The 26,490-nt window shown below is 71.7% G+C and carries 21 protein-coding genes; 11 read left to right on the top strand and 10 right to left on the bottom strand.

Going from position 1 to position 26,490, the window contains the following annotated elements:
- Window positions 1–102 precede the first annotated feature (102 nt).
- The 4 genes from ABZT12_RS20835 to ABZT12_RS20820 form a co-directional block, all read right to left on the bottom strand.
- On the bottom strand, window positions 103–852 hold the full coding sequence (locus tag ABZT12_RS20835; protein ID WP_356386363.1) for an MBL fold metallo-hydrolase: 750 nt from the start codon (window positions 850–852) through the stop codon (window positions 103–105).
- A 93-nt stretch (window positions 853–945) separates the two neighbouring features.
- On the bottom strand, window positions 946–1,530 hold the full coding sequence (locus ABZT12_RS20830) for a TIGR03086 family metal-binding protein (protein WP_356386360.1): 585 nt from the start codon (window positions 1,528–1,530) through the stop codon (window positions 946–948).
- Window positions 1,531–1,989: 459 nt separating this feature from the next.
- Window positions 1,990–3,153, bottom strand: coding sequence for a hypothetical protein (locus ABZT12_RS20825; RefSeq protein ID WP_356386357.1), 1,164 nt, complete (start codon window positions 3,151–3,153; stop codon window positions 1,990–1,992).
- Window positions 3,150–4,091 carry a 5-dehydro-4-deoxyglucarate dehydratase gene (locus ABZT12_RS20820; RefSeq protein WP_356386354.1) on the bottom strand — a complete coding sequence of 314 codons (942 nt, stop codon included), beginning with the start codon at window positions 4,089–4,091 and terminating at the stop codon, window positions 3,150–3,152. The genes ABZT12_RS20825 and ABZT12_RS20820 overlap by 4 nt, the downstream gene beginning before the upstream one ends.
- 260 nt (window positions 4,092–4,351) lie before the next feature.
- On the opposite strand from ABZT12_RS20820, the gene ABZT12_RS20815 reads away from it, so the two are divergent.
- From ABZT12_RS20815 to ABZT12_RS20790, 6 genes are all read left to right on the top strand, one after another.
- On the top strand, window positions 4,352–5,161 hold the full coding sequence (locus ABZT12_RS20815) for an NAD(P)-dependent oxidoreductase (protein WP_356386351.1): 810 nt from the start codon (window positions 4,352–4,354) through the stop codon (window positions 5,159–5,161).
- Window positions 5,162–5,428: 267 nt separating this feature from the next.
- On the top strand, window positions 5,429–6,199 hold the full coding sequence (locus tag ABZT12_RS20810) for a DeoR/GlpR family DNA-binding transcription regulator (protein WP_356386348.1): 771 nt from the start codon (window positions 5,429–5,431) through the stop codon (window positions 6,197–6,199).
- Window positions 6,200–6,309: 110 nt separating this feature from the next.
- Window positions 6,310–7,683, top strand: coding sequence for a sugar ABC transporter substrate-binding protein (locus ABZT12_RS20805; protein ID WP_356386345.1), 1,374 nt, complete (start codon window positions 6,310–6,312; stop codon window positions 7,681–7,683).
- Entirely contained in the window at window positions 7,680–8,618 is a 939-nt protein-coding gene (locus tag ABZT12_RS20800) for a sugar ABC transporter permease (protein ID WP_356386343.1), read from the top strand. Before ABZT12_RS20805 ends, ABZT12_RS20800 begins: the two co-directional genes overlap by 4 nt.
- Window positions 8,615–9,463: a carbohydrate ABC transporter permease gene (locus ABZT12_RS20795; protein ID WP_356386340.1), complete on the top strand. Its 849-nt coding sequence runs from the start codon at window positions 8,615–8,617 to the stop codon at window positions 9,461–9,463. The genes ABZT12_RS20800 and ABZT12_RS20795 overlap by 4 nt, the downstream gene beginning before the upstream one ends.
- A complete protein-coding gene (locus ABZT12_RS20790; RefSeq protein ID WP_356386337.1) occupies window positions 9,460–10,449 on the top strand; it encodes a zinc-dependent alcohol dehydrogenase family protein in 990 nt (329 codons plus the stop codon). The genes ABZT12_RS20795 and ABZT12_RS20790 overlap by 4 nt, the downstream gene beginning before the upstream one ends.
- Window positions 10,450–10,549: 100 nt before the next feature.
- Here ABZT12_RS20790 and ABZT12_RS20785 read toward each other — a convergent pair whose 3' ends face one another.
- On the bottom strand, window positions 10,550–11,548 hold the full coding sequence (locus ABZT12_RS20785; protein ID WP_356386334.1) for a LuxR C-terminal-related transcriptional regulator: 999 nt from the start codon (window positions 11,546–11,548) through the stop codon (window positions 10,550–10,552).
- A 329-nt stretch (window positions 11,549–11,877) separates the two neighbouring features.
- Here ABZT12_RS20785 and ABZT12_RS20780 point away from each other — a divergent pair, with 329 nt between their 5' ends.
- Complete coding sequence (locus ABZT12_RS20780; RefSeq protein WP_356386332.1) at window positions 11,878–14,832, top strand: S8 family serine peptidase; 2,955 nt, start codon at window positions 11,878–11,880, stop codon at window positions 14,830–14,832.
- A 214-nt stretch (window positions 14,833–15,046) separates the two neighbouring features.
- Window positions 15,047–16,252 (top strand): TerD family protein, encoded by a 1,206-nt coding sequence (locus ABZT12_RS20775; protein ID WP_356386656.1) that lies wholly within the window; start codon window positions 15,047–15,049, stop codon window positions 16,250–16,252.
- A gap of 158 nt (window positions 16,253–16,410) precedes the next feature.
- Here the strand turns inward: ABZT12_RS20775 and ABZT12_RS20770 are convergent, their stop codons facing one another.
- Window positions 16,411–17,856 (bottom strand): alkaline phosphatase PhoX, encoded by a 1,446-nt coding sequence (locus ABZT12_RS20770; protein WP_356386329.1) that lies wholly within the window; start codon window positions 17,854–17,856, stop codon window positions 16,411–16,413.
- A 184-nt stretch (window positions 17,857–18,040) separates the two neighbouring features.
- Complete coding sequence (locus ABZT12_RS20765; protein WP_356386326.1) at window positions 18,041–19,495, bottom strand: hypothetical protein; 1,455 nt, start codon at window positions 19,493–19,495, stop codon at window positions 18,041–18,043.
- A 373-nt stretch (window positions 19,496–19,868) separates the two neighbouring features.
- On the opposite strand from ABZT12_RS20765, the gene ABZT12_RS20760 reads away from it, so the two are divergent.
- Window positions 19,869–21,692 (top strand): endonuclease/exonuclease/phosphatase family protein, encoded by a 1,824-nt coding sequence (locus ABZT12_RS20760; RefSeq protein ID WP_356386323.1) that lies wholly within the window; start codon window positions 19,869–19,871, stop codon window positions 21,690–21,692.
- Between the two features lie 37 nt (window positions 21,693–21,729).
- Here the strand turns inward: ABZT12_RS20760 and ABZT12_RS20755 are convergent, their stop codons facing one another.
- Entirely contained in the window at window positions 21,730–22,455 is a 726-nt protein-coding gene (locus tag ABZT12_RS20755; protein ID WP_356386320.1) for an SRPBCC domain-containing protein, read from the bottom strand.
- Between the two features lie 10 nt (window positions 22,456–22,465).
- Window positions 22,466–23,086, bottom strand: a complete 621-nt coding sequence (locus tag ABZT12_RS20750) for a helix-turn-helix domain-containing protein (protein ID WP_356386317.1) — start codon at window positions 23,084–23,086, stop codon at window positions 22,466–22,468.
- Window positions 23,087–23,285: 199 nt separating this feature from the next.
- Between ABZT12_RS20750 and dapA the strand changes: the two genes are divergently transcribed.
- Window positions 23,286–24,137, top strand: a complete 852-nt coding sequence (gene dapA / locus ABZT12_RS20745) for a 4-hydroxy-tetrahydrodipicolinate synthase (RefSeq protein WP_356386315.1) — start codon at window positions 23,286–23,288, stop codon at window positions 24,135–24,137.
- Between the two features lie 132 nt (window positions 24,138–24,269).
- On the opposite strand, the gene dapD is transcribed toward dapA, so the two are convergent.
- Window positions 24,270–25,259 (bottom strand): 2,3,4,5-tetrahydropyridine-2,6-dicarboxylate N-succinyltransferase, encoded by a 990-nt coding sequence (gene dapD / locus ABZT12_RS20740; protein WP_356386312.1) that lies wholly within the window; start codon window positions 25,257–25,259, stop codon window positions 24,270–24,272.
- A gap of 273 nt (window positions 25,260–25,532) precedes the next feature.
- On the opposite strand from dapD, the gene ABZT12_RS20735 reads away from it, so the two are divergent.
- Window positions 25,533–26,387, top strand: coding sequence for an AbfB domain-containing protein (locus tag ABZT12_RS20735; RefSeq protein WP_356386310.1), 855 nt, complete (start codon window positions 25,533–25,535; stop codon window positions 26,385–26,387).
- Window positions 26,388–26,490 lie beyond the last annotated feature (103 nt).

The following is a 26,490-nucleotide window of genomic DNA, read 5'->3' as shown; positions in this document are numbered from 1 at the left end:
TCATATATGACGTACGAAGTACGACGCGTTGAAAGGTAGGAGTGCCCCTGTGTTTCGTCAATGCTTGCGGCAGAGGAAGTTGGGGCGGCCGGGGCCGACGGCTCAGAAGGTCCTGGTGACGCCTTCGAGCGCGGCGGAGGTCCGGCCGGGGTGGCCGGCGGCGGCGCGTTGCAGCGCCGCCTCCCGGGTGAGGGTGGGCCCGACGTGGGTGACGAGGAGTTCGCGCGCGCCCCTGGCGCAGGCGGCGGCGTCCTCGGGAGTGAGGTGGACCTGTCGTTCGCTTCCGCGATGCCGGTCGATGGTGGCCTCACACAGGAACAGGTCGGCCCCGGCGGCGAGTTCGGGGAGCGCCGCGCAGGGGCCGCTGTCCCCGGAGTACGCGAGGACGCTGCCCTGGCACTCGGCGCGCAGCCCGTACGCCTCGATGTCGTGCGCCACGGCGCGGGCGGTGAGGCGGAGGTTCCAGTGCCGGACGGCGTGACCGTCGTGGAGCGGCCTGAAGTCGAGGACTCCACTCAGGAAACCCGCGTCCGGCCGGCCGAGGAACCCGGCGAGGCGGCGGGCGCAGTCCCGGGGCGCGTAGACCGGGATCGGCGCGGGCGGGGTGAGCCCGCCGAAGACGAACGCCTGGACCGCGGCGAGCAGATCGGCGCTGTGGTCGGCGTGCAGGTGCGAGATCCAGATCGCGGACAGCCGCGCGGGATCCGTGTGCCGCTGCAACTCCGCGAACGTACCTGGCCCGGCGTCCACCCACACCTCGGCACCTCCGCCGCGCAGCAGATACCCGGAACAGGGGCGCCCCGGACGCGGATGCGGGGAGGCGGTGCCGAGGACGGTGAGGCTGAGGGGCATGGTGAGGAGGGATACGGACGGTGGCCCCCGGGCGCTCACGTCCCAGGGGGCGGGCCACCCCCTGGGACGGTCGGGCGGCGCCCGCGGGTCCTCCTACGGTTTCCACTCCGGGTCGCGTCCGCTGAGCCCGACCGCTCTCGCCAGCAGCGGTGCCTCCTCGGGTACCGGCACCACCGGGCCGAAGATCCCGCCGCGGACCGGGTCCTGTGCCGCCGCGCGCAGGAAGTCGTACGAGACCTGGAGGGCGGTCGGGTCGGGGTCGTAGCCCTGGCCGGTGGCCCTGGCGAGGTCCCAGCCGTGGATCACCAGCTCGTCGGCGGCGACGGCGGCGGCGACCGGGGCGGGCAGGTCGACACCCCCGGCGCGGGTCATGCCGGTCCACGCGGCCGGATCGCGCCACGCCTCGGCGAGTTCGTCGAGGATCTTGGGCAGCTCCGCGCGCCAGCCGGCACCGACGTCCGGGACGGCGGTGTTCGCGGCGGTGTCCGTCGTCGCGCCCAGCCGCTTGCGGGCGGCGTCGCGGAAGGCGGTGGAGAGGCCGAGCAGATGGCCCAGGATGTTGCGGACGGCGAGGCCGGGGCAGGGTGTCCCGGCGGCGAGCAGCTCGTCGCCCACGCCCTCCGCGAGCCGTGCCACGACAAGGGCCTGCGGGCCGAGATCGAACGTCGGGTCGGTCATCACTTCTCCTCAGCGAGCCGACGGCCTGCGCGGCCGGTGGCCCGGAGTCCGGCGTCAGGAGTCCGCGGTCGGGCTCCCCTCATGGTGGACCGGTCGGGCCCGCGGAACTCATCGGCCGTTCTCCCGCCGGTTCCGCACGGCGTACGACAGCCGGTCGCGCCCTGATCGCCGCGGTCACCGACGCCTGCGGCGGGCAGGTACGAGACGACGCCACCGGTCGGGGCGGTCACCCGCGGCCCGGCCCCGGCCCGGCCGAGCCCCGCACCTCCCAGCGTCGCGAGCGCCTCGCGTACCGCGTCCAGGTCGGCGTCCGAGGCCAACCCGGCGTGGTGTAGCCGGAGTTCGGTCGCCCACAGAACTCATCGGCCGTACCCGCACCGGATCCGCACGGCGTACGACAGCCGGTAGCGGCGGTCACCGCGGCCCCGGCCCGGCAGGGCGGCGGCAGGGCCCCGCGCCTCACAGCGTCGCGAGCGCCCCGCGTACCGCGCCCAGGTCGGCGTCCGAGGCCAACCCGGCGTGGTAGAGCCGGAGTTCGGTCGCTCCCAGGGCGCGGGCGCTGGCCGCGTCGGCCGGCAGGGTCACGGGGTGGCCGCCCATGCCGGAGACGATGGTGAAGTTGGCGGCCAGCACGGCGTCCGGGCGGTCCTGGGCGGCGAAGGGCGTCAGAAGCTCCGCGCCGCCCGTGCAGGGGACGACCACGCCGTCGGCCACGGACAGGATGTGCCCCGGGTCCACGCCCGCGTTGGCGCCGCAGTGGTACGACCACGGGTCCGCGTGCAGCAGGACCTGGAACCCCACGGGCGCGGCGGCCCGGACCGCGCCGACGGCGGCCTCCTGGAGGGTGCGGGCCCGCTCGTCACGCCACGCGCGCGTGGCCGTCGCGGCGGCCTCGCCCAGGAGCTTCTCGACCCCGGGCCAGCCGTCGTCGGCGGGTGCGCCGCGCCACAGCGGCTCCAGCGCGTTCCGTACGTCAACCGCCAACCGGTCGGCGTCCAGGCCCTGTTCGCCGTAGCCCTGCCGGCAGTCGGGGCAGAAGCACAGGGACATCAGGTACTGGCCGGCGTCGCCGAGCGCGACTCCGCCGGTCTTGTCGTGGGCGTGCAGGTGGGCGAGGCCGTACCAGCCGAGGGACTCCAGTTCGGTGCCGCGCGCACCGGGCCGTACCGCCGCCTCCGCGGCCAGGTCGACGAGGTACGCGCGCGTGGCGGGCTGTGCGATGCAGGGCGCCCAGGGGTAGCGGTCGCCGTAGGCGTTGACCACGGAGGTGTCCGGACGGTCGGCGCCCAGACGGGAGTTGTGGGCGAGGACGACCCAGGTGTGCACCTCCAGACCCGCGTCCGCGAGCGCGGCGGCGGCCTCGCCGTAGGCGTCACCGGGCGCCCAGTCGCCGGCCGGGTACGGGCGCGGGGTCCGGGCCGCCCAGCGGTCGTCCGGGGGGTAGAGGACGGCCGCGTGCTCGGCGGTGACGACGCGGTGGCGCGGGTGGCGGGGGGTCAGGGCGCGCGTGGAGTGGTAGGCGGCGGCGAGGGTCGCCTGCCGGACGCCGAGCGCGGCGGTCCGGTGCGCCGCCTCCGGGTCGCCGACGACGTCCCAGGGGTAAAGGAACGCGGACGCCTTCACTTCTCCTCCTCGATGAGCGCGTGACCGCGCTCGATCAGCCGGGCGAGCTGTTTGACGTGTTCCGCGGCGGGCTCGTGCAGCGGCGGCCGGACCTCGCCGACGTCGAGTCCGCGCATCCGTACCCCCGCCTTGACAAGGGAGACCGCGTAGCCGCGGCCCTGGGCGCGCAGTTCGACGAACGGCCGGTAGAAGCCGTCCAGCAGGCGGTGCGCGGTGGTGTCGTCGCCGGAGGCGAGCGCCCGGTGGAAGGCGAGCGCGAGTTCGGGTACGAAGCAGAACACGGCGGACGAGTAGAGGGTGATCCCGATGCCCCGGTAGGCGAGCTGGGTCTGCTCGGCGGTGGGCAGTCCGTTGAAGTAGAGGAAGTCGCCGGGGACCTCGGTGCGTACGGCGCTCACGATCCGCTGCATCAGGTCGAGGTCGCCGAGGCCGTCCTTGAAGCCGATGACGCCCTCGGTACGGGCGAGTTCGACCACCGTCGCGGGGGTGAAGACCGCGTTGTCGCGCTGGTAGACGATGACGGGCAGGGCGGTCGCCGCGGCCACCTCGCGGTAGTGCCGCAGCAGCCCCTCCTGTCCGGCGAGGACGAGGTAGGGGGGCAGGGCGAGCAGCCCGTCGGCGCCGGCCGCCTCGGCGAGCCGGGCGTACCGTACGGCGAGCGCGGTGCCGTAGCCGGCGCCCGCGACCACCGGCACCCGGCCGTCCGCCGCCTCGACGGCGGCCCGGACGCACCGCTCGAACTCCTCGGGCAGCAGCGCGTGGAACTCCCCGGTGCCGCAGCACGCGAAGACGGCGGCGGCACCGGCCTCGACGCCCCGGCGCACATGCGTGCGGTAGACGTCGAGGTCGAGCGAGCCGTCGGGGCCGTAGGCGGTGACGGGGAAGAACAGCGGCCCGCTGGGGACACTGAGCCGGGCGGCGAGAGGGGCTGGCGTCACGGGCTCTCCCTTGACAGGCACGTACGTCGTCGGATCAACGTTCTGATCAACGTCCACATTTCTGAACAAGCCCACCCTATGGAGCCCTCTCAGGATGGGTCAAGCAGGGAAATGAGCAAGAGGCGAGCGGATTTCCCAGGTCCGCGCCACACTTGACGGGTGCGGCACAGGTCCCTAGTTTGTCCATGCATGTGAATATCATCCATGGACCGGACTCTGTGTCGGGCCCTGTGTCCATGTCGACCCGAGGAGACCCAAGGATGCCCGCTCCCCGCACCGTTCTGCTCACCGGCGCCGCAGGCGGACTCGGCACCCTGATGCGCAACCTGCTCCCCGCCTTCGGCTACCACCTGCGGCTGCTGGACCTGCGCCCGATCGAGGGCGAACCGGACGCGATCACCGCGGACCTCGCCGACCGCGCCGCGCTCCGCGAGGCCGTACGGGGCGTCGACGCGATCATCCATCTCGCGGGCATCTCCCTGGAAGCCTCCTTCGACAAGATCCTCAAGTCGAACATCGAGGGCACCCACAACCTCTACGAGGCCGCCCGCGAGGAGGGCGTACGGCGCGTCGTCTTCGCCTCCTCCAACCACGCGGTCGGCTTCACCCCGTACCCCCGCGACGGCGCCCCGCTCATCCCGGTCGACACCCCGCGCCGCCCGGACACCTTCTACGGCCTGTCCAAGTCCTTCGGCGAGGACCTCGCCCAGCTCTACTGGGACAAGCACGGCGTGGAGACCGTCTCGGTCCGCATCGGCTCCTGCTTCCCCCAGCCCAGCAGCGTCCGCATGCTGTCCGTCTGGATGAGCCCCGCCGACGGCGCCCGCCTCTTCCACGCGGCGCTGACCGCCGAGGAGGTCGGCCACACCGTCGTCTACGGCTCCTCCGCCAACACCCGGCTCTGGTGGGACCTGTCGACCGCGCGCGCCCTCGGCTACGAACCCCGGGACGACTCCGAGCAGTTCGCCGAGAAGCTCATCGCCGAACAGGGCGAGCTCGACCCGGAGAACGTGGCCCAGGCCTACCTCGGCGGCCACTTCGTGAACGACCCGCCGATCTGGCCGTACTGACGGGAAAACGCGTTCCGAAGCGGCGGGCGGGCACCGAACGGGCCCGTCCGCCGGCGTATGCGGGCACGGACGCTGCCCGCTCCCCCGCCTCGTCCCGCAGCCACGCAGGTCCGGCCCGGGGCCGTCGCCCGGCAAACGGGCACACCCGGGCAGCATCGGGCGTGCAACAAGCCTGGTCAGTGCCGCACACCGCCTGTACAACTTCCCCCATGGGTCCCACCGGGCCCGAACGGGCAGGAGTGAGCGACAGCAAGGGAGGTGTCGGCCATGAGCGCGCGGACCGCGGAGGAGCGGCAGCGGGAGATCGTGCTGGCCGCCAGGCGCACCGGCGCGGTCGATGTCGCCGCGCTCGCCGCCGAACTCGGCGTGGCCAAGGAGACCGTACGGCGTGACCTGCGCGCCCTGGAGGACCACGGGCTGGTCCGCAGGACGCACGGCGGGGCCTATCCCGTGGAGAGCGCCGGCTTCGAGACGACCCTCGCCTTCCGCGCCACCAGCCAGGTGCCCGAGAAGCGCCGGATCGCGCTCGCCGCGGCCGAACTGCTCGGGGACGCCGAGACCGTCTTCGTCGACGAGGGCTTCACCCCGCAGCTCATCGCCGAGGCCCTGCCCCGGGACCGGCCGCTGACCGTGGTCACCGCGTCCCTGCCGGTCGCCGGCGTGCTGGCCGAGGCCGAGAACACCTCCGTGCTGCTGCTCGGCGGCCGGGTCCGCCACGGCACGCTGGCGACCGTGGACCACTGGACGACGAAGATGCTCGCCGGCTTCGTCGTCGACCTGGCCTACATCGGCGCCAACGGCATCACCCGGGAACACGGACTGACCACGCCCGACCCCGCCGTCAGCGAGGTCAAGGCGCAGGCCGTGCGCGCCTCCCGGCGCACCGTCTTCGCGGGCGTGCACACCAAGTTCGGGGCGGTCAGCTTCTGCCGGTTCGCCGAAGTCGGCGCCCTGGAGGCGATCGTCACCAGCACCCTGCTCCCGTCGGCCGAGGCCCATCGTTACGCACTTCTGGGGCCGCAGGTCATCCGCGTCTGAAATTCCATCGCGCCCCACTAGCCTCCTCGGGACATCCAACCCACCTCCCCGTAGGGCGACTTCACACCCTCTTCATGCCACAAATCTCCCCTTATCTCCTGGAGCGATCCATGCGAACCCAGAGCCGACGACGGCCCTCGCGAGCAACGCTCGCCCTGGCCGCCGCAGGGACGCTGCTCGCCCCGCTGCTCTCCGGCTGCTGGGTCGGAGCGGGCGGGGCCGGATCAGGCGGCGACTCGATCAACGTCCTGATGGTCAACAACCCCCAGATGACCGAGTTGCAGAAGCTCACCGCCGCCCACTTCACCAAAGAGACCGGCATCAAGGTCAACTTCACCGTCCTGCCCGAGAACGACGTCCGCGACAAGATCAGCCAGGACTTCGCCAACCAGGCGGGCCAGTACGACGTGGCCACCCTCTCCAACTACGAGATCCCGATGTACGCCCGCAACGGCTGGCTGCACGAGATGGACTCCTACGTCAGCAGGGACCACGGCTACGACGAGCAGGACATCCTCAAGCCGATGCGCCAGGCGCTGACCGCCGACGACGGCAAGCTCTACGGGCAGCCGTTCTACGGCGAGTCGTCCTTCCTGATCTACCGCAAGGACGTGTTCGCCGAGAAGGGCCTCACCATGCCGGCCCACCCCACCTGGACCCAGGTGGCGGACCTCGCCGCCAAGGCCGACGGGGCGAAGCCGGGCATGAAGGGGATCTGCCTGCGCGGACTGCCCGGCTGGGGCGAGGTGATGGCGCCCCTGACCACCGTCGTGAACACCTTCGGCGGCACCTGGTTCGACAAGGACTGGAAGGCGCAGCTGGACTCCCCGGGCTTCGAGCAGGCGACGAAGTTCTACGTCGACCTCGTCCGCAAGCACGGCGAGTCCGGCGCGGCCCAGTCCGGCTTCGCCGAGTGCCTCAACAACATGACCCAGAGCAAGGTCGCCATGTGGTACGACGCCACCTCCGCGGCCGGATCGCTGGAGGCGGACAACTCCCCGGTCAAGGGGAAGCTCGGCTACGTGCCCGCCCCCGTGGAGAAGACGCCGTCCTCGGGCTGGCTCTACACCTGGGCCTGGGGCATCCAGAAGGCGTCGCACAACCCGGACAAGGCCTGGAAGTTCGTCTCCTGGGCGTCCGGCAAGGAGTACGAGCAACTGGTCGGCGCCACGGACGGCTGGTCCGACGTCCCGGCCGGGAAGCGCGCCTCGACGTACACCAACGCCGACTACCGCAAGGAGGCCGCGGCCTTCCAGGAGATGACGAAGGCGGCCATCGAGGGGGCCCGGCCCAACGACCCGGGCGTGCAGCCGCGCCCCGCACCCGGCATCCAGTTCGTCGACATCCCGGAGTTCACCGACCTCGGCACCAAGGTCTCCCAGGAGATCAGCTCGGCCATCGCCGGACGCCAGTCGGTCGACTCGGCCCTGAGGAAGTCCCAGCAACTCGCCGAGAAGATCGCCAAGGAGTACGAGGGACGATGACCGCCACCACAACGGCCCCGCTGGCCGCCACTCCCGCCCGCACCGTACGGACGCCGTCCGGCCGGCTGCGCGCCTGGGCCACCCGCGCCCCGCTGCTGCCCGCCCTGGTCTTCATGATCGTTGTCACCCAACTGCCCTTCGTGGCAACGCTGTTCATCTCCTTCTTCGACTGGAACGCGCTCTACCCGAAGGCCCGTCACTTCACCGGCGTCGACAACTACCGCCAGGTGCTGAACGACGCCGACCTGCGCCACTCGGTGTGGACGACCGTGCTCCTCACGGTGTCGGTGGTGCTGGCCAGCCTGGTCCTCGGCCTGCTGCTCGCGCTGCTCCTGGACCAAAGGTTCCGCGGCCGGGGCGTGGTCCGCACCCTGCTGATCGCCCCCTTCCTGGTGGTGCCGGTGGCCGCGGCCCTGCTCTGGAAGCATGTGCTGTACAACCCCGAATACGGCCTGCTCAACGGGTTGTTGCACTATGTCGGCGGCCCCCAGCCGGACTGGATCTCCCGCACCCCGCTGCTCGCCGTGGAAGCCTCCCTGGTCTGGCAGTGGACGCCGTTCATGATGCTCATCCTGCTGGCCGGACTCCAGAGCCGCGACCAGCAGCAGATCGAGGCCGCGAAGGTGGACGGCGCCGACGCCTGGCAGGTCTTCCGCTATCTGACCCTCCCGCATCTGCGCCGCTACCTCGAACTGGGCGCCCTGCTGGGCTCGATCTACATCGTGCAGAACTTCGACGCGGTCTTCACGATCACCTCCGGCGGCCTCGGCACCGCCAACCTGCCCTACACCGTGTACCAGAGCTTCTACCAGGCCCACGAGAACGGTCTCGCCTCGGCGGCCGGCGTCCTGGTCGTCATCGGCTCGATCATCATCGCGACCTTCGCCCTGCGCGTGGTGTCGTCCCTGTTCCGCGAGGAGGTGTCCCGCGCATGAGCACCGTCGCCGTACGCGTGCGAGCCGGCCGTAAGGGATCGGGCCTCGGCCTGGTGGCCTGGCTGGTCGGCATCGTGTTCTTCCTGCCCATCGCCTGGATGGCGCTGACGTCGTTCCACTCCGAGACCGACGCGGCGACCAACCCGCCGTCCTTCGGGGCCGCCTTCACCCTCGACGGCTACCGGGAGTTCTTCGGCACCGGAGGCGGCGCGAGCCCCTGGCCGGCGCTGATCAACTCCACGGTGGCGTCCCTTGTCTCGACGCTCTGCGTGCTGCTGCTGGCCTTCCCGGCGGCCTACGCGCTGTCGATCCGGCCGGTGAAGAAGTGGACCGACGTCCTGTTCTTCTTCCTCTCCACCAAAATGCTCCCCGTGGTGGCCGGTCTGCTGCCCGTCTACCTGTTCGCGAAGAACACCGGGATGCTGGACAACATCTGGCTCCTGGTCATCCTCTACACCTCCATGAACCTGCCGATCGCGGTGTGGATGATGCAGTCGTTCCTCGCCGAGGTCCCGGTCGCGGTGATCGAGGCGGCGCAGATCGACGGCGCCCGGCTGCCGACCATCCTCGCGCGCGTGGTGGCCCCGATCGCCCTCCCCGGTATCGCGGCGACCGCCCTGATCTGCTTCATCTTCAGCTGGAACGAACTGCTCTTCGCCCGGGTGCTCACCGGTGTGGCCGCCGAGACCGCGCCCGTCTTCCTGACCGGCTTCATCACCAGCCAGGGTCTGTTCCTGGCCAAGGTGTGCGCCGCGTCGCTCGTCGTCTCCCTGCCGGTGCTCGCCGCGGGGTTCGCCGCCCAGGACAAACTCGTCCAGGGCCTGTCGCTGGGAGCCGTGAAATGAAGGCCGCCGTCATCGAGTCCGTGGGCCGGGCCGTCGTCGCCGACGTCCCGGACCCGACGCCCGGCCCCCGCGAGGTCGTCGTCGAGGTCGCGGCCTGCGGGCTGTGCGGCACCGATCTCCACATCCTCCAGGGCGAGTTCGCGCCCAAGCTGCCGATCGTGCCCGGCCACGAGTTCGCGGGCGAGGTCGTCGCGACCGGCACCCGGGTCACCGAGGTCTCGGTCGGCGACCAGGTGGCCGTCGACCCCTCGCTGTACTGCCACGAGTGCCGGCAGTGCCGCAACGGCCACAACAACCTCTGCGAACGCTGGGCCGCCATCGGCGTCACCACGGCGGGCGGCGCGGCCCAGTACGCGGTGGCCCCGGTGGCGAACTGCGTGAAGCTGCCCGAGCACATACGCACCCAGGACGCCGCCCTGGTGGAGCCGCTGTCCTGCGCGGTGCGCGGCTACGACGTGCTGCGCTCCCGGCTCGGCGCGCACGTGCTGATCTACGGCTCCGGGACGATGGGCCTGATGATGCTGGAGCTGGCCAAGCGCACCGGCGCGGCGAGCGTGGACGTGGTCGACCTGAATCCGGCCCGGCTGGAGACGGCGCGCAAGCTCGGCGTCTCGGGGTCGGCGGCCGGCGCGGACGAGCTGGACCGGCCGCAGGGCTGGGACCTCGTCATCGACGCGACCGGCAACGCGGCGGCCATCCAGGACGGTCTGGACCGGGTCGCGAAGGCGGGCACGTTCCTCCAGTTCGGGGTCGCCGACTACGCGACCCGGGTGTCGATCGACCCGTACCGGATCTACAACCAGGAGATCACCATCACCGGCTCGATGGCGGTGCTGCACAGCTTCGAGCGGGCGGCGGAGCTGTTCGCCAACGGGGTGCTCGATCCGGAGGTGTTCATCAGCGACCGGATCGAGCTGGAGCGGTACCCGGAGGCGCTGGAGCAGTTCGCGGCGGGGGTGGGGCGGAAGATCGTGGTGGTGCCGTAGCGGGTCCCCGGCCCGCGGCCCGGCCGCGTTGGCGGTTCGGTTGCCGGTTGCCGGTTGCGGTTTGCGGTTGCGGTTCGCGGCCGACCGGCTGTGGCCCGGCTCAGGAGAGCCAGCCACGGGCGTAGGCGGCGGCGCCGGCCTGGAATCGGTTGCGGGCGTCGAGGGTGCGCATCAGGGCGGCGACGCGGCGGGTGGCGGTGCGGGTGCTGATACCGAGCTGACGGCCGATGGCATGGTCCTTGTAGCCGGCGTGCAGCATGCGCAGGAGCAGGAGTTCATCCTCGCCCGGTCTCGCGCCCGGCGGCTCCGCCTCGGCCGGCGCCGGGGCCGGGTCGAGGGGTTCGGCCCGGTCCCAGTAGGCCTCGAAGAGTTCGATCAGGGCGTCGAGCAGGCCGGAGGGGTGCACGACGGCGATGCTGTCCTGGCTCCCGCCGACGAGCAGCACCAGCGCGATTCGGCGGTCGACTATCCGTGCCTTGAACGGGAGGCGGGGCAGCAGCCGGGCCTGTTCGCCCAGGGACGCGAGGTGCAGCAGACTTCGGAAGCGGCCCGGGGGCTCCAGCGACTCACGGCAGTAGACCGTACGCACCTCGACTCCACGCCCCAGCCACATCCGGGTGGTGGCCGTCTCCTGGTCGTTGAACCCTGGTTCGCCGACGGGCTCCAGGTAGGGCGGCTTGTCCAGCGTCCACAAGTGGGCGGTGACGGACCGGCTCAGCTCCTCGACCTTCCGGGCCACGGTCTCCCGGCCGGTCAGCACCTCGACGAGGCTGCCCGGGTCGGTCTGCAACCGGCCGGTGCGGTAGAGGCGGTTGAGGTCGGGCAGGATGGCCTCGGCGTCGGTGAAGGCCGTCTCCGCCTCCGAACGGCGCCGGTTGACCAGCGCGGTGAGCGCGGACTGCGGCCCCGCCGCCTCCCAGCGGCCGGGACCGGTGCGCCGGACAAGTCCCAGGCCCGCGAGGCGCCTGAGGGCGTGCACGGTGCGGGCGACGGTGGCGTCCACGGCACCGGAGAGTTCGCGGACCGTGGTCTGCGGCCCGGTCAGCAGGGCGCGGTAGACATGTTCGTCGAAGGTGCTGATGCCGAGCGCGTCCAGCATGAACTGCCTTCCGGGTGAAGGGCGTTGGCCGCTACGGCCGGGGTGGCCGGGTGGCACGTGCGGCACGGGTGGCGTGTTTGGACAGAGTGCCAAAGACGCCACGGGATTGTCTGGACAACAAGTGATCACCCGGCGTTCACTTCTGTCACATCCGGCATCACACGCCCCAGCAGTGGTGCGAACTGCCGTCTCCCGCACGGCTCTTGGAGAAGCGAGCGTCGCTCGCTTCTCTCCCCTTCATGCCCGAACCTGGGAGGAGTCCCGTGGCATCTCCGTCACGAAGATCAGCACGCCCAGCACGCCCAGCACGCCGCACGGCCGGTACCGTCGTGGCCACTCTGCTGCTGGCCGCCTCGCCGCTGGCCGCACCGGCACTGGCGGCCCCCGCCGCGGCTTCCGGTACCACGACCGGCCCCGCCCGTCCGGTCGCGGGGCGATATCTCGTCACCCTCACCGACCAGCCGATCGCCACCTACGCCGGCGGCGTCGACGGCATCCCAGCGACCAGGCCGGCCAAGGACGCCAAGGTGGACGTCGGCACGTCCGCCGCCCGCCGCTACCGCGCCCATCTCCTCGACGAACAGACCGCCGCGGCACACAAGGTGGGTGCCGAGGTCAGTCGGCACTACGCGGTGGCGAGCGACACCTTCGCCGCCCAGCTGACCCCCGCCCAGGTCCTGCGGCTGACCGTGGCGAAGGGCGTCACCTCGGTGACGCCCGACGTTCTGCTCCATGTGACGGACGACACCAACTCCACTGATTTCATGGGCCTTTCGGGCCGCAGCGGCCTGTGGGCGGCGCTCGGCGGCACCGCGAAGGCGGGCCGCGGCGTCGTCATCGGTGACATCGACACCGGCATCTGGCCCGAGAGCGCCTCCTTCGCCGCGCCCGAACTCAAGACCGCCAAGCCGTCCGCCGCGGCCTCCGACCGGTACCGGCCCTACCTGCGCGGCACCACCACCGTCATGCGCAAGGCCGACGGCACCACCTTCACCGGCACCTGCCAGACCGGTGACGACTTCACCGCCGCCGACTGCAACCAGAAGATCGTCAGCGCCCGCTACTACGGCGACGGCTGGCTGAAAACGGTGCCGGAGTCCAACCGCGCCGACTACGTCTCGCCCCGGGACGGCGAGGGCCACGGCACCCACACCGCCTCCACCGCCGCGGGCGACGCGAACGTCCAAGCCCGCGTCGCCGGACGGGACTTCGGCACCGTCTCCGGTGTGGCGCCGGGCGCGGCGATCGCGGTGTACAAGGCGCTGTGGGAGAGCAAGGACGGAACCCAGAGCGGCGGTCTGACGAGTGACATCGTTGCCGCGATCGACCAGGCCGTCGCCGACGGCGTCGACGTGATCAACTACTCGGTCGGCGGCCTTGTGGAGGACGCCCCCGACAGCCCGGTGCAGGCCGCTTTCCGCAACGCGGCGGCCGCCGGGGTGTTCGTCTCCACGGCCGGCGGCAACTCGGGCCCCGAAGCGAGCACACTGTCCAACACCGCGCCCTGGACGACCACCGTGGCGGCCGGCACCGTGGCGCCGCACAAGGCCACGGTCGTACTCGGCAACGGTGAGCGCTACACCGGCATCAGCACCACCGTCACCCGGACCGTCGGCCCCGCGCCGCTGGTACGGGCGGTGTCGCTGAAGAACGACTCGGCCGCCGCCGCCGACGCCGCACTCTGCGAGGAGGGCACGCTCGACCCCGCGAAGACCGCGGGCAAGCTGGTGGTGTGCGACCGCGGCGTCAACGCCCGGGTCGCCAAGTCCGCCGAGGTCGGCCGGGCCGGCGGCCTGGGCATGGTGCTGGTCAACCTCACCGACGGCAGCACCGACGGCGACCTGCACAGCGTGCCCACCGTGCACCTGAACACCCCCGACTCCACGACCGTGCGCGCCTACGCGGCCACCGACGGCGCCACCGCCGGCCTGGTCACCGGCGGCAGCGACGTCCCGTACCCGCAGGTCGCCGCCTTCTCCTCGCGCGGCCCGTCCACCGCGAGCAACGGCGACATCCTCAAGCCGGACATCACCGCCCCCGGCGTCTCCATCCTGGCCGCGGTCGCCCCGCCGACCAACAGCGGGCGCTCCTTCGACTTCTACTCCGGTACGTCCATGGCGGCACCGCACATATCCGGCCTCGCCGCGCTGTACCTGGGCCTGCACCCCGCCTGGTCACCCATGGCCGTCAAGTCGGCGATGATGACCACCGCCACGCCCACGAAGTCGCCCGAGGGCAAGGACAGCGACGACGCCTTCGCGCAGGGCGCCGGCGAGGTCGAGACGCGGGCGATGCTCCGACCCGGCCTGGTCTACGACTCGACCGAAGAGGACTGGCTGGGCTACCTGGAGGGCCTGGGTATCGACACCGGCACCGGCACGAAGGCCCTCGACGCCAGTGACCTCAACTCGGCGTCCATCGCGATCGGCGACCTGTTCGGCAGCCAGACCGTGACCCGCACCGTCACCGCCGTCACCCCGGGCACCTACCGGGTCGCCGTCGACCTGCCAGGGGTGAAGGCCACGGTCAGCCCGGCCACCCTGCACTTCACGAAACCCGGCCAGCGGCGCACCTTCACCGTCCGCTTCGACGTCACCGCCGCGCGCGTGGGCGTCACCGACACCGGTTCGCTGACCTGGACGTCCGGCCGTACCGCCGTACGCAGTCCGGTCGTCGTCGTCCCGCAGACCGTACGGGCGCCCCAGCTGGTGACCGGCAGCGGCGCCGCCGGACAGCTGTCCTACTCGGTCACGCCGGCCTCGACGTCACTGACGGCGACGGTCTACGGCCCGGTCTCCGCGCCACCCGTCCACGGGACCCTGACCGGGACCGAGGAGCAGGACTACCACCCGGTGATAGCCGGGGGCACCGAGGCCGCCGAGTTCAGCGTGAAGTTCGACCCGTCCTCCGCGCTCACCGGAATCGTCTACGGCCGCTGGATCGACGGAACCCTCCAGGAGGGCAACGTCGTCCTGCCCGACGCCCACGGCGTCGCGGACGTCGTCCTGCCCAAGCCCGACGCGGGCACGTACCTCGTCGCCGTCCTGGCGGTGGAGACCGGAACCCCCACGGCCGCCACCACACCGTACGTGTACCAGGACAACCAGGTCACCGCGGACAGCGTCCCGACGGGCACGCTCGCCGTGACACCCAGGCAGACCACGACAACCCCGGGCACCCCCCTGGACCTCACCGCCTCCTGGTCCGGCCTGCCCGCGGACGTCCGGTCGACGGCGTGGATCGAGTACGCCAACGGCGCGGGAACGGTGGTGAGTCTGAACTGACCGCGGCGGGGGCCGGTACACGGACGGACGCGTCCCGATCACCGACGACGGCCGCACGCCGGCCCCCGCCGAACGGCCGCACGCCGACCGTCCCCCGCACCGTCCGGCCCCGGACGTCGCGGGGGACCCGCCCCTCTCCTTCGCCCTCGCGCCACGGCACCGGCGGGTAAGGGAACGGCAAAGCCATGTCGCTCGTTCTCCCGGTATGACAGCTATGACCCCCGGCTCGAACATCCCTCTCTCCGCCGCGCGCGTGACGGTGGACGTCGCCGCCCCGGTACGGCTCGACGTTTCGGGCCTGCTGCTCACCGCCGACGGCAAGGTGCGCTCCGACGACGACTTCATCTTCTACAACCAGCCCGCGGGCCCGGGCGTGACCTACCGCTCGGGCGGCGGTACGGCGCCCGACGCGATCACCGTCGACACCTCCGCCGTACCCCCGGGCATCGAGAAGATCGTGGTCACCGCGAGTCCGGACGCGGCCGGCCAGTCCTTCCAGGGCATCGAACCGACGGCCACGATCCGCGACGCGGACGACAACAGCGTGCTGGGCACCTTCACGCCGCCGCGGCTCGGCACGGAGACGGCTCTGGTCGTGGTGGAGATCTATCTGCGCAACGGCGTGTGGAAGGCGCGCGCCGTCGGCCAGGGATACGCCGACGGCCTCGCGGGCATCGCCACCGACTTCGGCGTCACGGTGGAGGAGCCGGCCCCCGCCTCGACCCCGGTGGCGCCGCCCGTGCCGCAGACCCCGCCCGCGCCCCCCGCGCCGCAGGCCCCGCCGGTGCCGCAGGCCGCCGTGACTCCCCCGCCGCCGCCCGCCGCGCCCCCGCTCGGCGCCGGGAAGATCAACCTCGACAAGGGCCGCGTCAGCCTCCAGAAGAACCAGACCGTCTCCCTGGTCAAGGACGGCCGTGCGCTGCTCTCCCAGGTCAAGATGGGCCTCGGCTGGGAGCCGGCGTTCCGCGGCAAGGACATCGACCTGGACGCCTCGGTCATCGCCTACGGCCCGCAGCGCAACCACGTCGACAGCTGCTACTTCGGCAAGCTGTCGATCCTGAACGGCGCGGTGAAGCACTCCGGCGACAACCTCACGGGCGAGGGCGGCGGTGACGACGAGGTGATCGTGGTCGACCTCGGCCGCCTCCCGCAGGAGGTGACCGCCCTGGTCTTCACGGTCAACTCCTTCTCGGGCCAGAAGTTCACCGAGGTCGCCAAGGCCTACTGCCGTCTCCTGGACGCCGCGACCGGCGAGGAGCTGGTCCGCTTCGACCTCACCAACGCCGAGGCGCAGACCGGCGTGATGATGGCGAAGCTGATCAGACAGTTCTCCGGCGAGTGGGACATGACCGCGATGGGCGACTTCGTGAAGTCCCGCACGGTGCGAGGCATGGTGAAGCCGTCCGCGCAGGCCCTGTGACCAGCGGTCCTACGACCGCCGCGGCGCCCCCGGGTCAGGGGCGCCCGCGGCGGTCAGGGACCGGAATCGGCGAAGGCGCGCCGGTGCGGAGCCACGCCTCCCGACAGCAAGGTCGGCGGAACCGACACGGGGGGTCACCCCCTGAGCCGGCCGATGAGTCAGCCGCGCCGCTGGCGCTTCCACGGGCCGGTGATGGCCAGCATGATGCCGGGGGTCTGGATGTTGGCGTACAGGGTGCGGCCGTCGGGCGAGAAGGTGACGCCGGTGAACTCGCTGTATTCGGGCGCCTCTTCGGTGCCGAGATTGAGTTCGTTGCGGGCGATGGGGTAGGTACGGCCGCTGTCGGTCGCGCCGAACAGGTGCTGGACGCCCTCGCCGTCCTCGGCGATGACGAGGCCGCCGTAGGGCGAGACGGTGATGTTGTCGGGGCCGTCGAAGGCGCCGTCGGCCGACGGGTCGGGGTTGACGCCGAGCAGCACCTTGAGGGTGAGGGTGCGGCGCTTGGGGTCGTAGAACCAGACGGCGCCGTCGTGCTGGACGGGGCTCTCGGTGCGGGCGAAGGAGGAGACGATGTACGTGCCGCCGTCGCTCCACCACATGCCCTCCAGCTTGCGGGCGCGGGTGACCTGGCCGGTGGTGAACTGCTTGCGGACGGAGACCGACGTGGCGTCGCGGTCGGGGACGTCGACCCAGTCGACGCCGTAGACCGTGCCGATCTTGGTCGCGCGGGAGAGGTCGTCGACGAACGTGCCGCCGGAGTCGAAGCACTTGAAGGCCTGGAGGACGCCCGCGCCGGCGGCGAGGGTGCGCAGCCGGCCGCGGCCGTGCCGGAAGTGGGCCGGCGGAGTCCAGCGGTACAGCAGGCCGTTGGGGTTGGCGGCGTCCTCGGTGAGGTAGAGATGGCCGCGCTGCGGGTCGACGACGACGGCCTCGTGGGCGTAGCGGCCGAGTGCCTTGATCGGCTGGGGGTTCCGGTTGGCGCGGCGGTCCTCGGGGTCGACCTCGAAGACGTAGCCGTGGTCCTTGGTCATGCCGTTGGAGCCGGCCCTGTCCTCGGTCTCCTCGCAGGTGAGCCAGGTGCCCCAAGGGGTGTTGCCGCCCGCGCAGTTGGTCGCGGTGCCGGCGATGCCGACCCACTCGGCGACCTGGCCGCCGGGGCGCACCTCCACCACCGTGCAGCCGCCGGAGGCCGCGGGGTCGTAGACGAGGCCTTCGGTGAGGGGCACCGGGTACTTCCAGTTGGCGCGGGGTCCGGCCAGTTCGTGGTTGTTGACGAGGAGGGTGGTGCCGCGGGGGCCGTCGAAGGTGGAGGTGCCGTCGTGGTTGGAGGGGGTGAACTCCCCCGATTCCAGTTTGGTCCGGCCGCTGTAGGTGATCACGCGGTAGGTGAAGCCGGCGGGCAGGGCGAGGAGGCCGTCGGGGTCGGGCACCAACGGCCCGTAGCCGACGCCGTGGTGGGCCGTCTCCGGTTCGCGGTCGGTGGTGGTCTCGGTGGACGCGAGGGCGTTCGGCGCGGTGGCGAGGGCGCCGACGCTGCCCGCCAGCACCACCCCGGCGCCGGTGAGCGCGGATTTCGCGGTGAAGTCCCTGCGGGTGAGCGACATGGAGTCTCCTGTGACGGTGGGGTGCCGTGGAGGCCGGCGGCCCTCGTGCGCCACCGTCCCGCCCGTGTCTGAACGGGAGTTGAACACCAGCCGACCGCACCGGGCTTACTTCCATGAATCCGTAAGCACTCCGCCAGGATTCCCAAAAACGCCCAGGTCATGGGCGGTCTTCAGGGCGCCCGCGTCAATTCCCCCGCTGGGAGCGGGCCTTGAAGGCCGCCTTCCTGGCCTCCTTGGCGATCCGCTTGTCGGGGTGCAGCCGCCCCATGGCCTCCAGGACGTCGGCCGTCGCGGGGTGGTCCACCCGCCAGGCGGCGGCGAAGAACCCGCTGTGCCGCTGGGCCAGTCCCTCCACCAGGGCTTGCAGTTCCTCGGAGTTGCCCTCGGCGGCCAGTTGCGCGGCGATCGTGTCGACGGTCAGCCAGAACACCAGCTCCTCGGACGGGACCGGCACGTCGGGCAGGCCCCGCTCGCTCAGCCAGACCCGGGCGAGGCCGCCCAGCTCCGGGTCGTCGAGCACCTCGCGCAGCGCCGGTTCGGCCGCCGGACCGACCAGCGACAGCGCCTGCTGGCAGTACAGCCTGCGCACCGGCGCACCGGCGTCGGCACCCCGGGCCGCGGCCAGCAACTCCCGTGCGGCGGGCAGGGGTTCACGGCGGTCCAGCCACTGCTCGGTCTCGGCCCTGGCGGCCGTCGGCGGGAACACCGTCACCCCGTCGAGCAGCGCGTCCGCGCCCTTGTCCACGAGTTCGCCGACGGCGGGCGCCGCGAAGCCGGCCTCCAGGAGCCGGGCCCGCAGCCCGTAGAGCCCGAGCGGGGTGAGGCGCACCATGCCGTAGCGCGCGACATCGCTCTCGTCGACCGGCGCCGAGGCCCCCTCCGCGGTGGCGCCGGACCCGGCCGTGTCGTCGGGGTCGGCCATCAGCGCCTCGTCGACGGGCTGGTACGCGACGATCCCGACCGGTTCGAGCAGCCGGAACTGGTCGTCCAGCCGCATCATCGCGTCGGAGACCTGCTCCAGCACGTCGTTGGTGGGCTCCCCCATGTCGCTGGGCACGATCATCGACGCGGCGAGGGCGGGCAGCGGGACGGGGCCGTCGCCCGGACCGTCCTCGCTGACAGTGAGCAGGTAGAGGTTGCCGAGCACCCCGTCGAGGAAGTCGGCCTCCGCCTCCGGGTCCCAGTCGAGTGACGCGAAATCGACCTCGCCGCCCTCGTCCATGGCCTCGACAAGACCGTCCAGATCGGGCACGCTCGCGTCCGCGAGCACGGCGTCGAGGGCGGCCAGCCAGACCGCGAGCACGTCGTGCGGCGAGCCCGCGGTGAGCAGCGCCAGCTCCTCGCCGGCCGCCACGGTGCCCTCCTCCTCGTCCACGATCTCGACCAGTCCGGTGTCCACGGCGACCCGCCAGGCCTCACTGGCGTCGGCCGCCGCCTCCTCGCCGCTCAGCCCGAGCGCCTCGGCGGCGGCCGGCAGCTGCTCCTCCACCAGCCCGCCACCTGCGTCGACGCGGGTCTCCGGGCCGGCCCAGCGGGCGAGCCGCGCGGCCCGCGCGAGCAAGGGCGTGGACAGCGCGTCGCGCGCCAGCTCCGCTTCGGGGTGCAACCGCACCGGCGGCAGGGGGGAGCTGTCTGACATCGGCTGTTCTCCTAGGGCGCCTCGAAGGCCGTACGTGACTCAGCCGCTCAGCCTAGACGGATATCGCCCCATGCCGCCCGGTTCATCTGGGGGCTGGGAGGTGTGCATGGCCGAAACCTTGACAACTGGCTTCGGCAGGCAGGAGATTGACGCGCGTAGAAATCTACTGGACATCTGTTCACCGTATTTTCTACGCGCGTCACTCCTGTTCCACGGTGGCGACCCCCATCATCGTGGTGGCACACCGTGTGCTCACAGTTCTGGCAGTTCTGGCAGTTCTGGCAGTTCCCGCAGTTCCGAGTTCCGGCAGTTCTCAGTCCTGGTTCTCCCGCACCTCGTCCCGGCACCCATGTCTGTCCCCGGAGGGATTCCGTTGCCGAGCAAGTCTTCCTCGCGTCTCGCCGCACTCACCGTCGCCGCCGTCTGTTCCGCGGCGTCCGCGGTCGTCCTCACCTCGCCCGCCCACGCGGACTCGGTGCACATCCACGACATCCAGGGCGCCACCCGCATCTCTGCCTACGCCGGCCAGAAGGTGACGGACGTGCCCGGCATCGTCACGGGTGTACGCACCTACGGCTCGTCCAAGGGTTTCTGGTTCCAGGACCCGAACCCGGACGCCGACCCGGCGACCAGCGAGGGCGTCTTCGTCTTCACCAGCTCGGCCCCGACCGTGGCGACCGGGGACTCGGTCACCGTCTCCGGCACGGTCTCCGAGTACGTCCCCGGGGGTACCTCCTCGGGCAACCAGTCGGTGACCGAGATCACCAAGCCGACGGTCACCGTGGTCTCCAAGGGCAACGCGGTACCGGCCGCCACCGTGATCAACTCCCGCTCGGTGCCCGGCCGTTACACCCCGGCCGGCGACACCGCGGCGAACGGCTCGATCAACGCCCTGACCCTGCTGCCGAAGAAGTACGCCCTGGACTACTACGAGTCCCTGGAGGGCATGAACGTCCAGGTCGCCGACACACGTGTCGTCACCGGCACCGACCCGTACAGCGAGCTGTGGGTCACGGTGAAGCCGCACGAGAACGCCAGTCGGCGCGGCGGCACGGTCTACGGCTCCTACACCTCGCAGAACACCGGGCGGCTGCAGATCCAGTCCCTCGGCGCGACGGCGGACTTCCCGGCCGTGAACGTCGGCGACACCCTCGCGGGCGTCACGGACGGCCCTCTGGACTACAACCAGTTCGGCGGCTACACCCTCGTGGCGAACAAGATCGGCACCGTGCGCGGCGGCGGTCTGGAGCGCGAGACGACGAAGAAGCAGTCGAAGAACCAGCTGGCGGTCGCGACGTACAACGTCGAGAACCTCGACCCCTCGGACGCCACCTTCGCGGCGCACGCCTCCGCGATCGTGAACAACCTGGAGTCGCCCGACATCGTGTCCCTGGAGGAGATCCAGGACAACAACGGGGCGACCGACGACGGCACGGTCGACGCGAGCGTCACGGTGAACAAGCTGATCGACGCGATCGTCGCGGCCGGCGGTCCCCGCTACGACTGGCGCTCGATCGACCCGGTCAACGACCAGGACGGCGGCGAGCCGGGCGGCAACATCCGCCAGGTGTTCCTCTTCAACCCGGAGCGGGTCTCCTTCACCGACCGCGCGGGCGGCGACTCCACGACCGCCGTCGGGGTGACCAAGGTGCACGGCAAGGCGCAGCTGACCGCGTCCCCCGGCCGGATCGACCCCGCCAACGCGGCCTGGAGCGCCAGCCGCAAGCCGCTCGCAGGCGAGTTCGTCTTCCGGGGCCGCACGGTCTTCGTCATCGCCAACCACCTGATCTCCAAGGGCGGCGACCAGGGGCTGACCGCGCAGTACCAGCCGGTGACCCGCGGTTCGGAGACCCAGCGCCATGCGCAGGCGACGGCGGTGAACACCTTCGTGAACCAGATCCTGGCCGCGCAGAAGAACGCCGACGTCATCACGCTCGGCGACATGAACGACTTCGAGTTCTCCGACACCGCGAAGATCCTGGAAGGGCACGGCGAGCTGTACTCGGCGATCAAGTCCCTGCCGAAGAACGAGCGTTACACCTACGACTACCAGGGCAACGAGCAGGTCCTGGACCAGATCCTGATCAGCCCCTCGATCCGCAAGGACCGCTTCGAGTACGACAGCGTGCACATCAACTCGGAGTTCCGCGACCAGATCAGCGACCACGACCCGCAGGTGCTGCGCTTCCAGCCGTAGCAGGCCGGGCGGCTGGACGGGGTCGACGGCCCCAGGGTCAGGCGAAGACCCCGTCCAGCCAGCCCTGCCAGGCGAGTTCGTTCGCCTTGGCGTCGGCGTCGGGCGCGAAGTCGTGCACGCTGATGCCGACCGGCGCACCCCAGTGGTTGCGCCCGAAGAAGCGGACGAGGGCGCTGCCGGTGCGCAGGCCGACGAAGTACGGGCTGCGGAAGTCCAGTACGGCGTCGAGGAGTTGACCCTCGGGTCCGCGGGCCCGGACCCGCGCTCCCTCGGCGGTGTCGTCGCCGAGCCCGAGCGCCCGTCCGACGGCGGTGAACGCGTCGGCGGCCGTGGACGCCCCGGGGCCGTGCAGGGTGGCGAAGGCGACCGGGCGGCCCGCGAAGTGCGTCAGGTACTCCCGCAGGGTGTGCAGGTAGAAGGCGTTGTGCCTGCGCGCGCCGTCGTACTGGTTGTCCCAGTCGTCGGTGAAGATCCCGCTGTGCACGTAACGCACCCAGGCGCGGCGGCCGTTGTCGCGGGGCTCGACGGTCTCGTCGATCTGGTTGAGGCTCTGGGTCGGGAAGCCGACGTCCTCGGTGCGGGCGGTGAGCCGGTGCGGCGGGTCGAAGGCGGTCAGGGTGGAGCCGAAGGGGCCGACGCGGTTCTCGCCGTCGAACTCCATCGGCCAGAGCCAGCCGCCGGTGCCGTCGGTGAGGGCCGCCCACACCTCCTCCGGAGTGGCGTCGACCTCGAACTCGTAGGCGATCTCGAATTCCTCGGGCATGGCTGACTCCTCAGTCCTGCTGATCCGGTGCGGGAAGGGGTCGCGGCTCTTGCCGGACCGTGGGGTGGACGGCGACGACGATCCGGTGGTCCCGGCCGTCCCGCGCGTCGCCTGCGTCGTACTTGCGGATGAGGGCGCTCACGCCGGCGGTCAGCTCCTCGACGAACGCGGCCCGGTCGGCGGCCGAGGCGAAGCGGACCTCGCCGTCGAGGGCGTAGGTCGCCAGCCGCTTGTGGGCCCTGGCCGCGCCGGTGACCAGCGAGCCGACGTCCCGGACCAGCCGGGCGCCGAGCGCCAGCAGCCAGCGCGCGGAGAGCTGGTCGCGGAACCGGTCCGGATCGGGCTGCACGGCGGCGAGCGCGAGCGGCGAGATGACGTACGACGCGGCGGTCGCCCGCATCAGCCGCTCGGTGACATTGCCCTTGCGGCGCTCTCCGTCCAGCTCTACCAGGCCGTGCCGCTCCAGCGTCTTCAGGTGGTAGTTCACCTTCTGCCGGGGCAGTCCGACCCGCCCGGCCAGCATGGTGGCCGAGGCGGGCCCGGCGGCCAGCTCGGCGAGCAGCCGGGCCCTCACAGGGTCCAGGGAGGCGACCGCGGCCTCGGGGTCCTCGATCACGGTGACGTCCAGCATGGGTCCACCCTCCCACCGAACAATTAGTTTGTCCAGGCGACTCAGGTCGTCGACAGGGATCGGGTTTCCTCACCCGTCCCGACAGCAGAACTGACCGGTACCCCGTAGAAGATTTAAGTGGAGCTGTACGGTCGGTGCGCCGAGACTGCTCCCATGACTCCTGCATCCCGCCCCGCCCTTCGGCCGCGCCCTCTGCGCGATGGTCACGCCCTTCACCGAGACCGGCGGACTCGATCTCGACGGGGCGCGGCGCCTCGCCGCACGGCTGGTCGCGCGGGGCTGTGACGGGCTGGTGCTCTCCGGGACGACGGGTGAGTCGCCGACCACGACGGACGCGGAGAAGTCGGCGCTCGTCCGGGCCGTCCGCGAGGCGGTCGGTGACGGCGTCCCCCTCGTGACGGGCGTCGGCACCGCCGACACCCGGCACACCGTCGAACTCGCCCTGGAGGCCGAGAAGGCGGGCGCCGACGGGGGGTTGGTGGTCACGCCGTACTACAGCAGGCCCCCGCAGGAGGCGGTGGAGGCCCACTTCCGGGAGGTCGCCGACGCCTCCGGCCTGCCCGTCGTCCTCTACGACATCCCGGGCCGCACCGGCACCCGCATCGAGCCCGAGACCATGATCCGCCTCGCCGGACACCCCCGGATCGTCGCGGTCAAGGACTGCTCCTACGACTTCCTCGGCATCCAGAAGGTGCTGGAGCGGACGGAGTTGGCGTACTACGCGGGATGCGACGAGCACGTTCTGGCGCTCTACGCGGTGGGCGGGGCGGGGTATGTGAGCACGGTCGCGAACGTCGTCCCGGACCGGGTGCGAGCGATCCTGGACGCGTTCGACGCGGGCGACACCCGTACGGCCGCCCGCCTCCAGCAGCGCCTCACCCCGCTCATCGAGGCGATGATGTCGGCCGGCCTGCCCGGCACCGTCACCGCCAAGGCCCTCCTGTCCCGACTCGGCCTGCCCGCGGGCCCGGTCCGGGCCCCGCTGCGCCCCGCCTCCCGCGAGGCGGCCGACGGCCTGCGGGCGGTGTACGAGGAGTTCGTGGCCGCCTGAGCCGACGCCGACCTTCAACCGGAGCCGATTGCGGGCGTCTTGGCGGGGGTGACGCGATGCGCGGAGGGGCAGGGAGACGGAAGAGCGCCCTCCCCGAAGCCGGGTGGGCGCTCGACTCACGGTTCGCTGTGGTCAGTTGTGGCTGTGCAGGATTTCGTTCAGGCCGCCCCAGACCGCGTTGTTCGGGCGGGCCTCGACCGTGCCGGTGACCGAGTTGCGGCGGAAGAGGATGTTCGAGGCGCCGGACAGCTCGCGGGCCTTGACGATCTGGCCGTCGGGCATGGTGACGCGGGTGCCGGCGGTGACGTAGAGGCCGGCCTCGACGACGCACTCGTCGCCGAGCGCGATCCCGACACCCGCCTCCGCGCCGATGAGGCAGCGTTCGCCGATGGTGATGCGGACGTTGCCGCCGCCGGACAGCGTGCCCATCGTGGAGGCGCCGCCGCCGATGTCGGAACCGTCGCCGACCACCACACCGGCGGAGATCCGGCCCTCGACCATGGAGGTGCCGAGCGTGCCGGCGTTGAAGTTGACGAAGCCCTCGTGCATGACCGTGGTGCCCTCGGCGAGGTGCGCGCCCAGCCGGACCCGGTCGGCGTCGGCGATACGGACGCCCTTGGGGGCGACGTAGTCCGTCATGCGCGGGAACTTGTCGATGGAGGTCACCTGGAGGTGCAGGCCCTCGGCGCGCGCGTTGAGCCGCGCCTTCTCCACGTCGTCCACGGCGACCGGGCCGAGCGAGGTCCAGGCGACGTTGGCGAGGAAGCCGAACATGCCGTCCAGGCTCTGGCCGTGCGGCTGGACCAGGCGGTGCGAGAGGAGGTGCAGACGCAGGTAGACGTCGTGCGCGTCGATCGGCTTGTCGTCCAGGGAGGAGATGACCGTACGGACCGCGATCACTTCGACACCCCGGCGGACGTCCGGTCCGACCGCCCGCGCGGCACCGTCGCCCAGCAGCTCCACGGCGCGCTCGGCGGAGAGCCGCTCGGTACCGGCCGGGCCGGGCTCGGCGGAGAGTGCGGGCGCGGGGAACCAGGTGTCGAGGACGGTACCGTCGGCGGCGATGGTGGCCAGGCCGGCGGCAACGGCGCCGGTGGTGCGAGCAGCAGTCGTGTCGGTCATGGGGAAAACCTAGCCTGGCGGGGGCGACGGGAGCGAACCGGCGGACGGGGTGTCTCGGGGACCGGGCGGCCTGGTCGGCGCACCCGCGCGGGGCGGTGCGCGCGGGTGCGGATCCCCTCCGTCCCGCCCGCTCGGGGAGGACGCGGCGATCTCGTAGAAACCGCTCGCTGAAAGGGGTGCTCGGCAGCCTCCGGCTCCACTAGTGTTTCAGCCTTCACACAGTTGGCTTTCATGCCACGGCCGTCGCCTTGGGCGCCGCTGGAGGAACAGCGCATGCCAGACAGCACGTCCCAGCCCCCGGAGAACGGTCCCTGGGAGAACGACTGGAGCCCGGACACCTCCCCGACCCCTGGAACCCGACGCCTCTATCTGGCCGCCGCGCTCGCCGTGGCCACGATCGCGGCGTGCGGCACCGCGATCTTCTTGAACGACAAGGCAGTTGACGCGACGTCAGACGGGTCGCGGAACACCACCGCGCCGGTCGACACGGACGGGCCGGGGCTGCTCTCCTTCGCCTCGCCGTCCAAGAAGACGTCCGCGCCCGCCCACCGCCCGTCCACGGCCGGGCGGTCCGGGTCCGCCCCGTCCTCGCCGTCCGCCTCCCCGGAGCACGGCTCCGGTGCGTCGGCCAAGGCGCCCGCACCCACCAAGTCCTCCTCGTCCCACAGGAGTTCGTCCGGCTCGTCGGGCTCCTCGTCGGATTCCTCGGCCGACTGGCAGGCGATCCGTTCGGTCAACTACCCGGACCGCTACTGGCAGGTGACCGGCGGCCTCGTCAAACTCGACCCGGTCGACTCGCCCTCCGCCCGGAACAACGCCGGCTTCGAAGTGGTCAAGGGCCTTGCGGACAGCTCCTGTTACTCCTTCACCACGGCCGGGGGCGCCTATCTCCGCCACCGCGACTTCATCCTGCGCGCGGAGCGCGACGACGGTTCGTCCTTCTTCAAGGGGGACGCCACCTTCTGCCCCCGCCCCTCCGCCTACTCCGGCGCCGTCATGCTGGAGTCGGTGAACTACCCGGGCCGCTTCCTGCGCCACCGGAACTTCCAGCTCGAACTGGACCCCTACCAGGACAACGGCCTCTACCGCGCGGACTCGGCGTTCCGACTGGTGGACGCGGTGGCGTGACCACGAGAGAAGCGGCGGCACCCGCCGGGTGCTGGTGCGGGTGGTCATGGCGTGGGTGCTGCCGATGGCGACGGCCAGGGCGTCCACGCCGGAGTCGGCCACG

Source organism: Streptomyces sp. NPDC005423, from assembly GCF_040606415.1.
Classification (GTDB): domain Bacteria; phylum Actinomycetota; class Actinomycetes; order Streptomycetales; family Streptomycetaceae; genus Streptomyces.
This window is presented reverse-complemented; position numbering and strand designations above follow the sequence as displayed.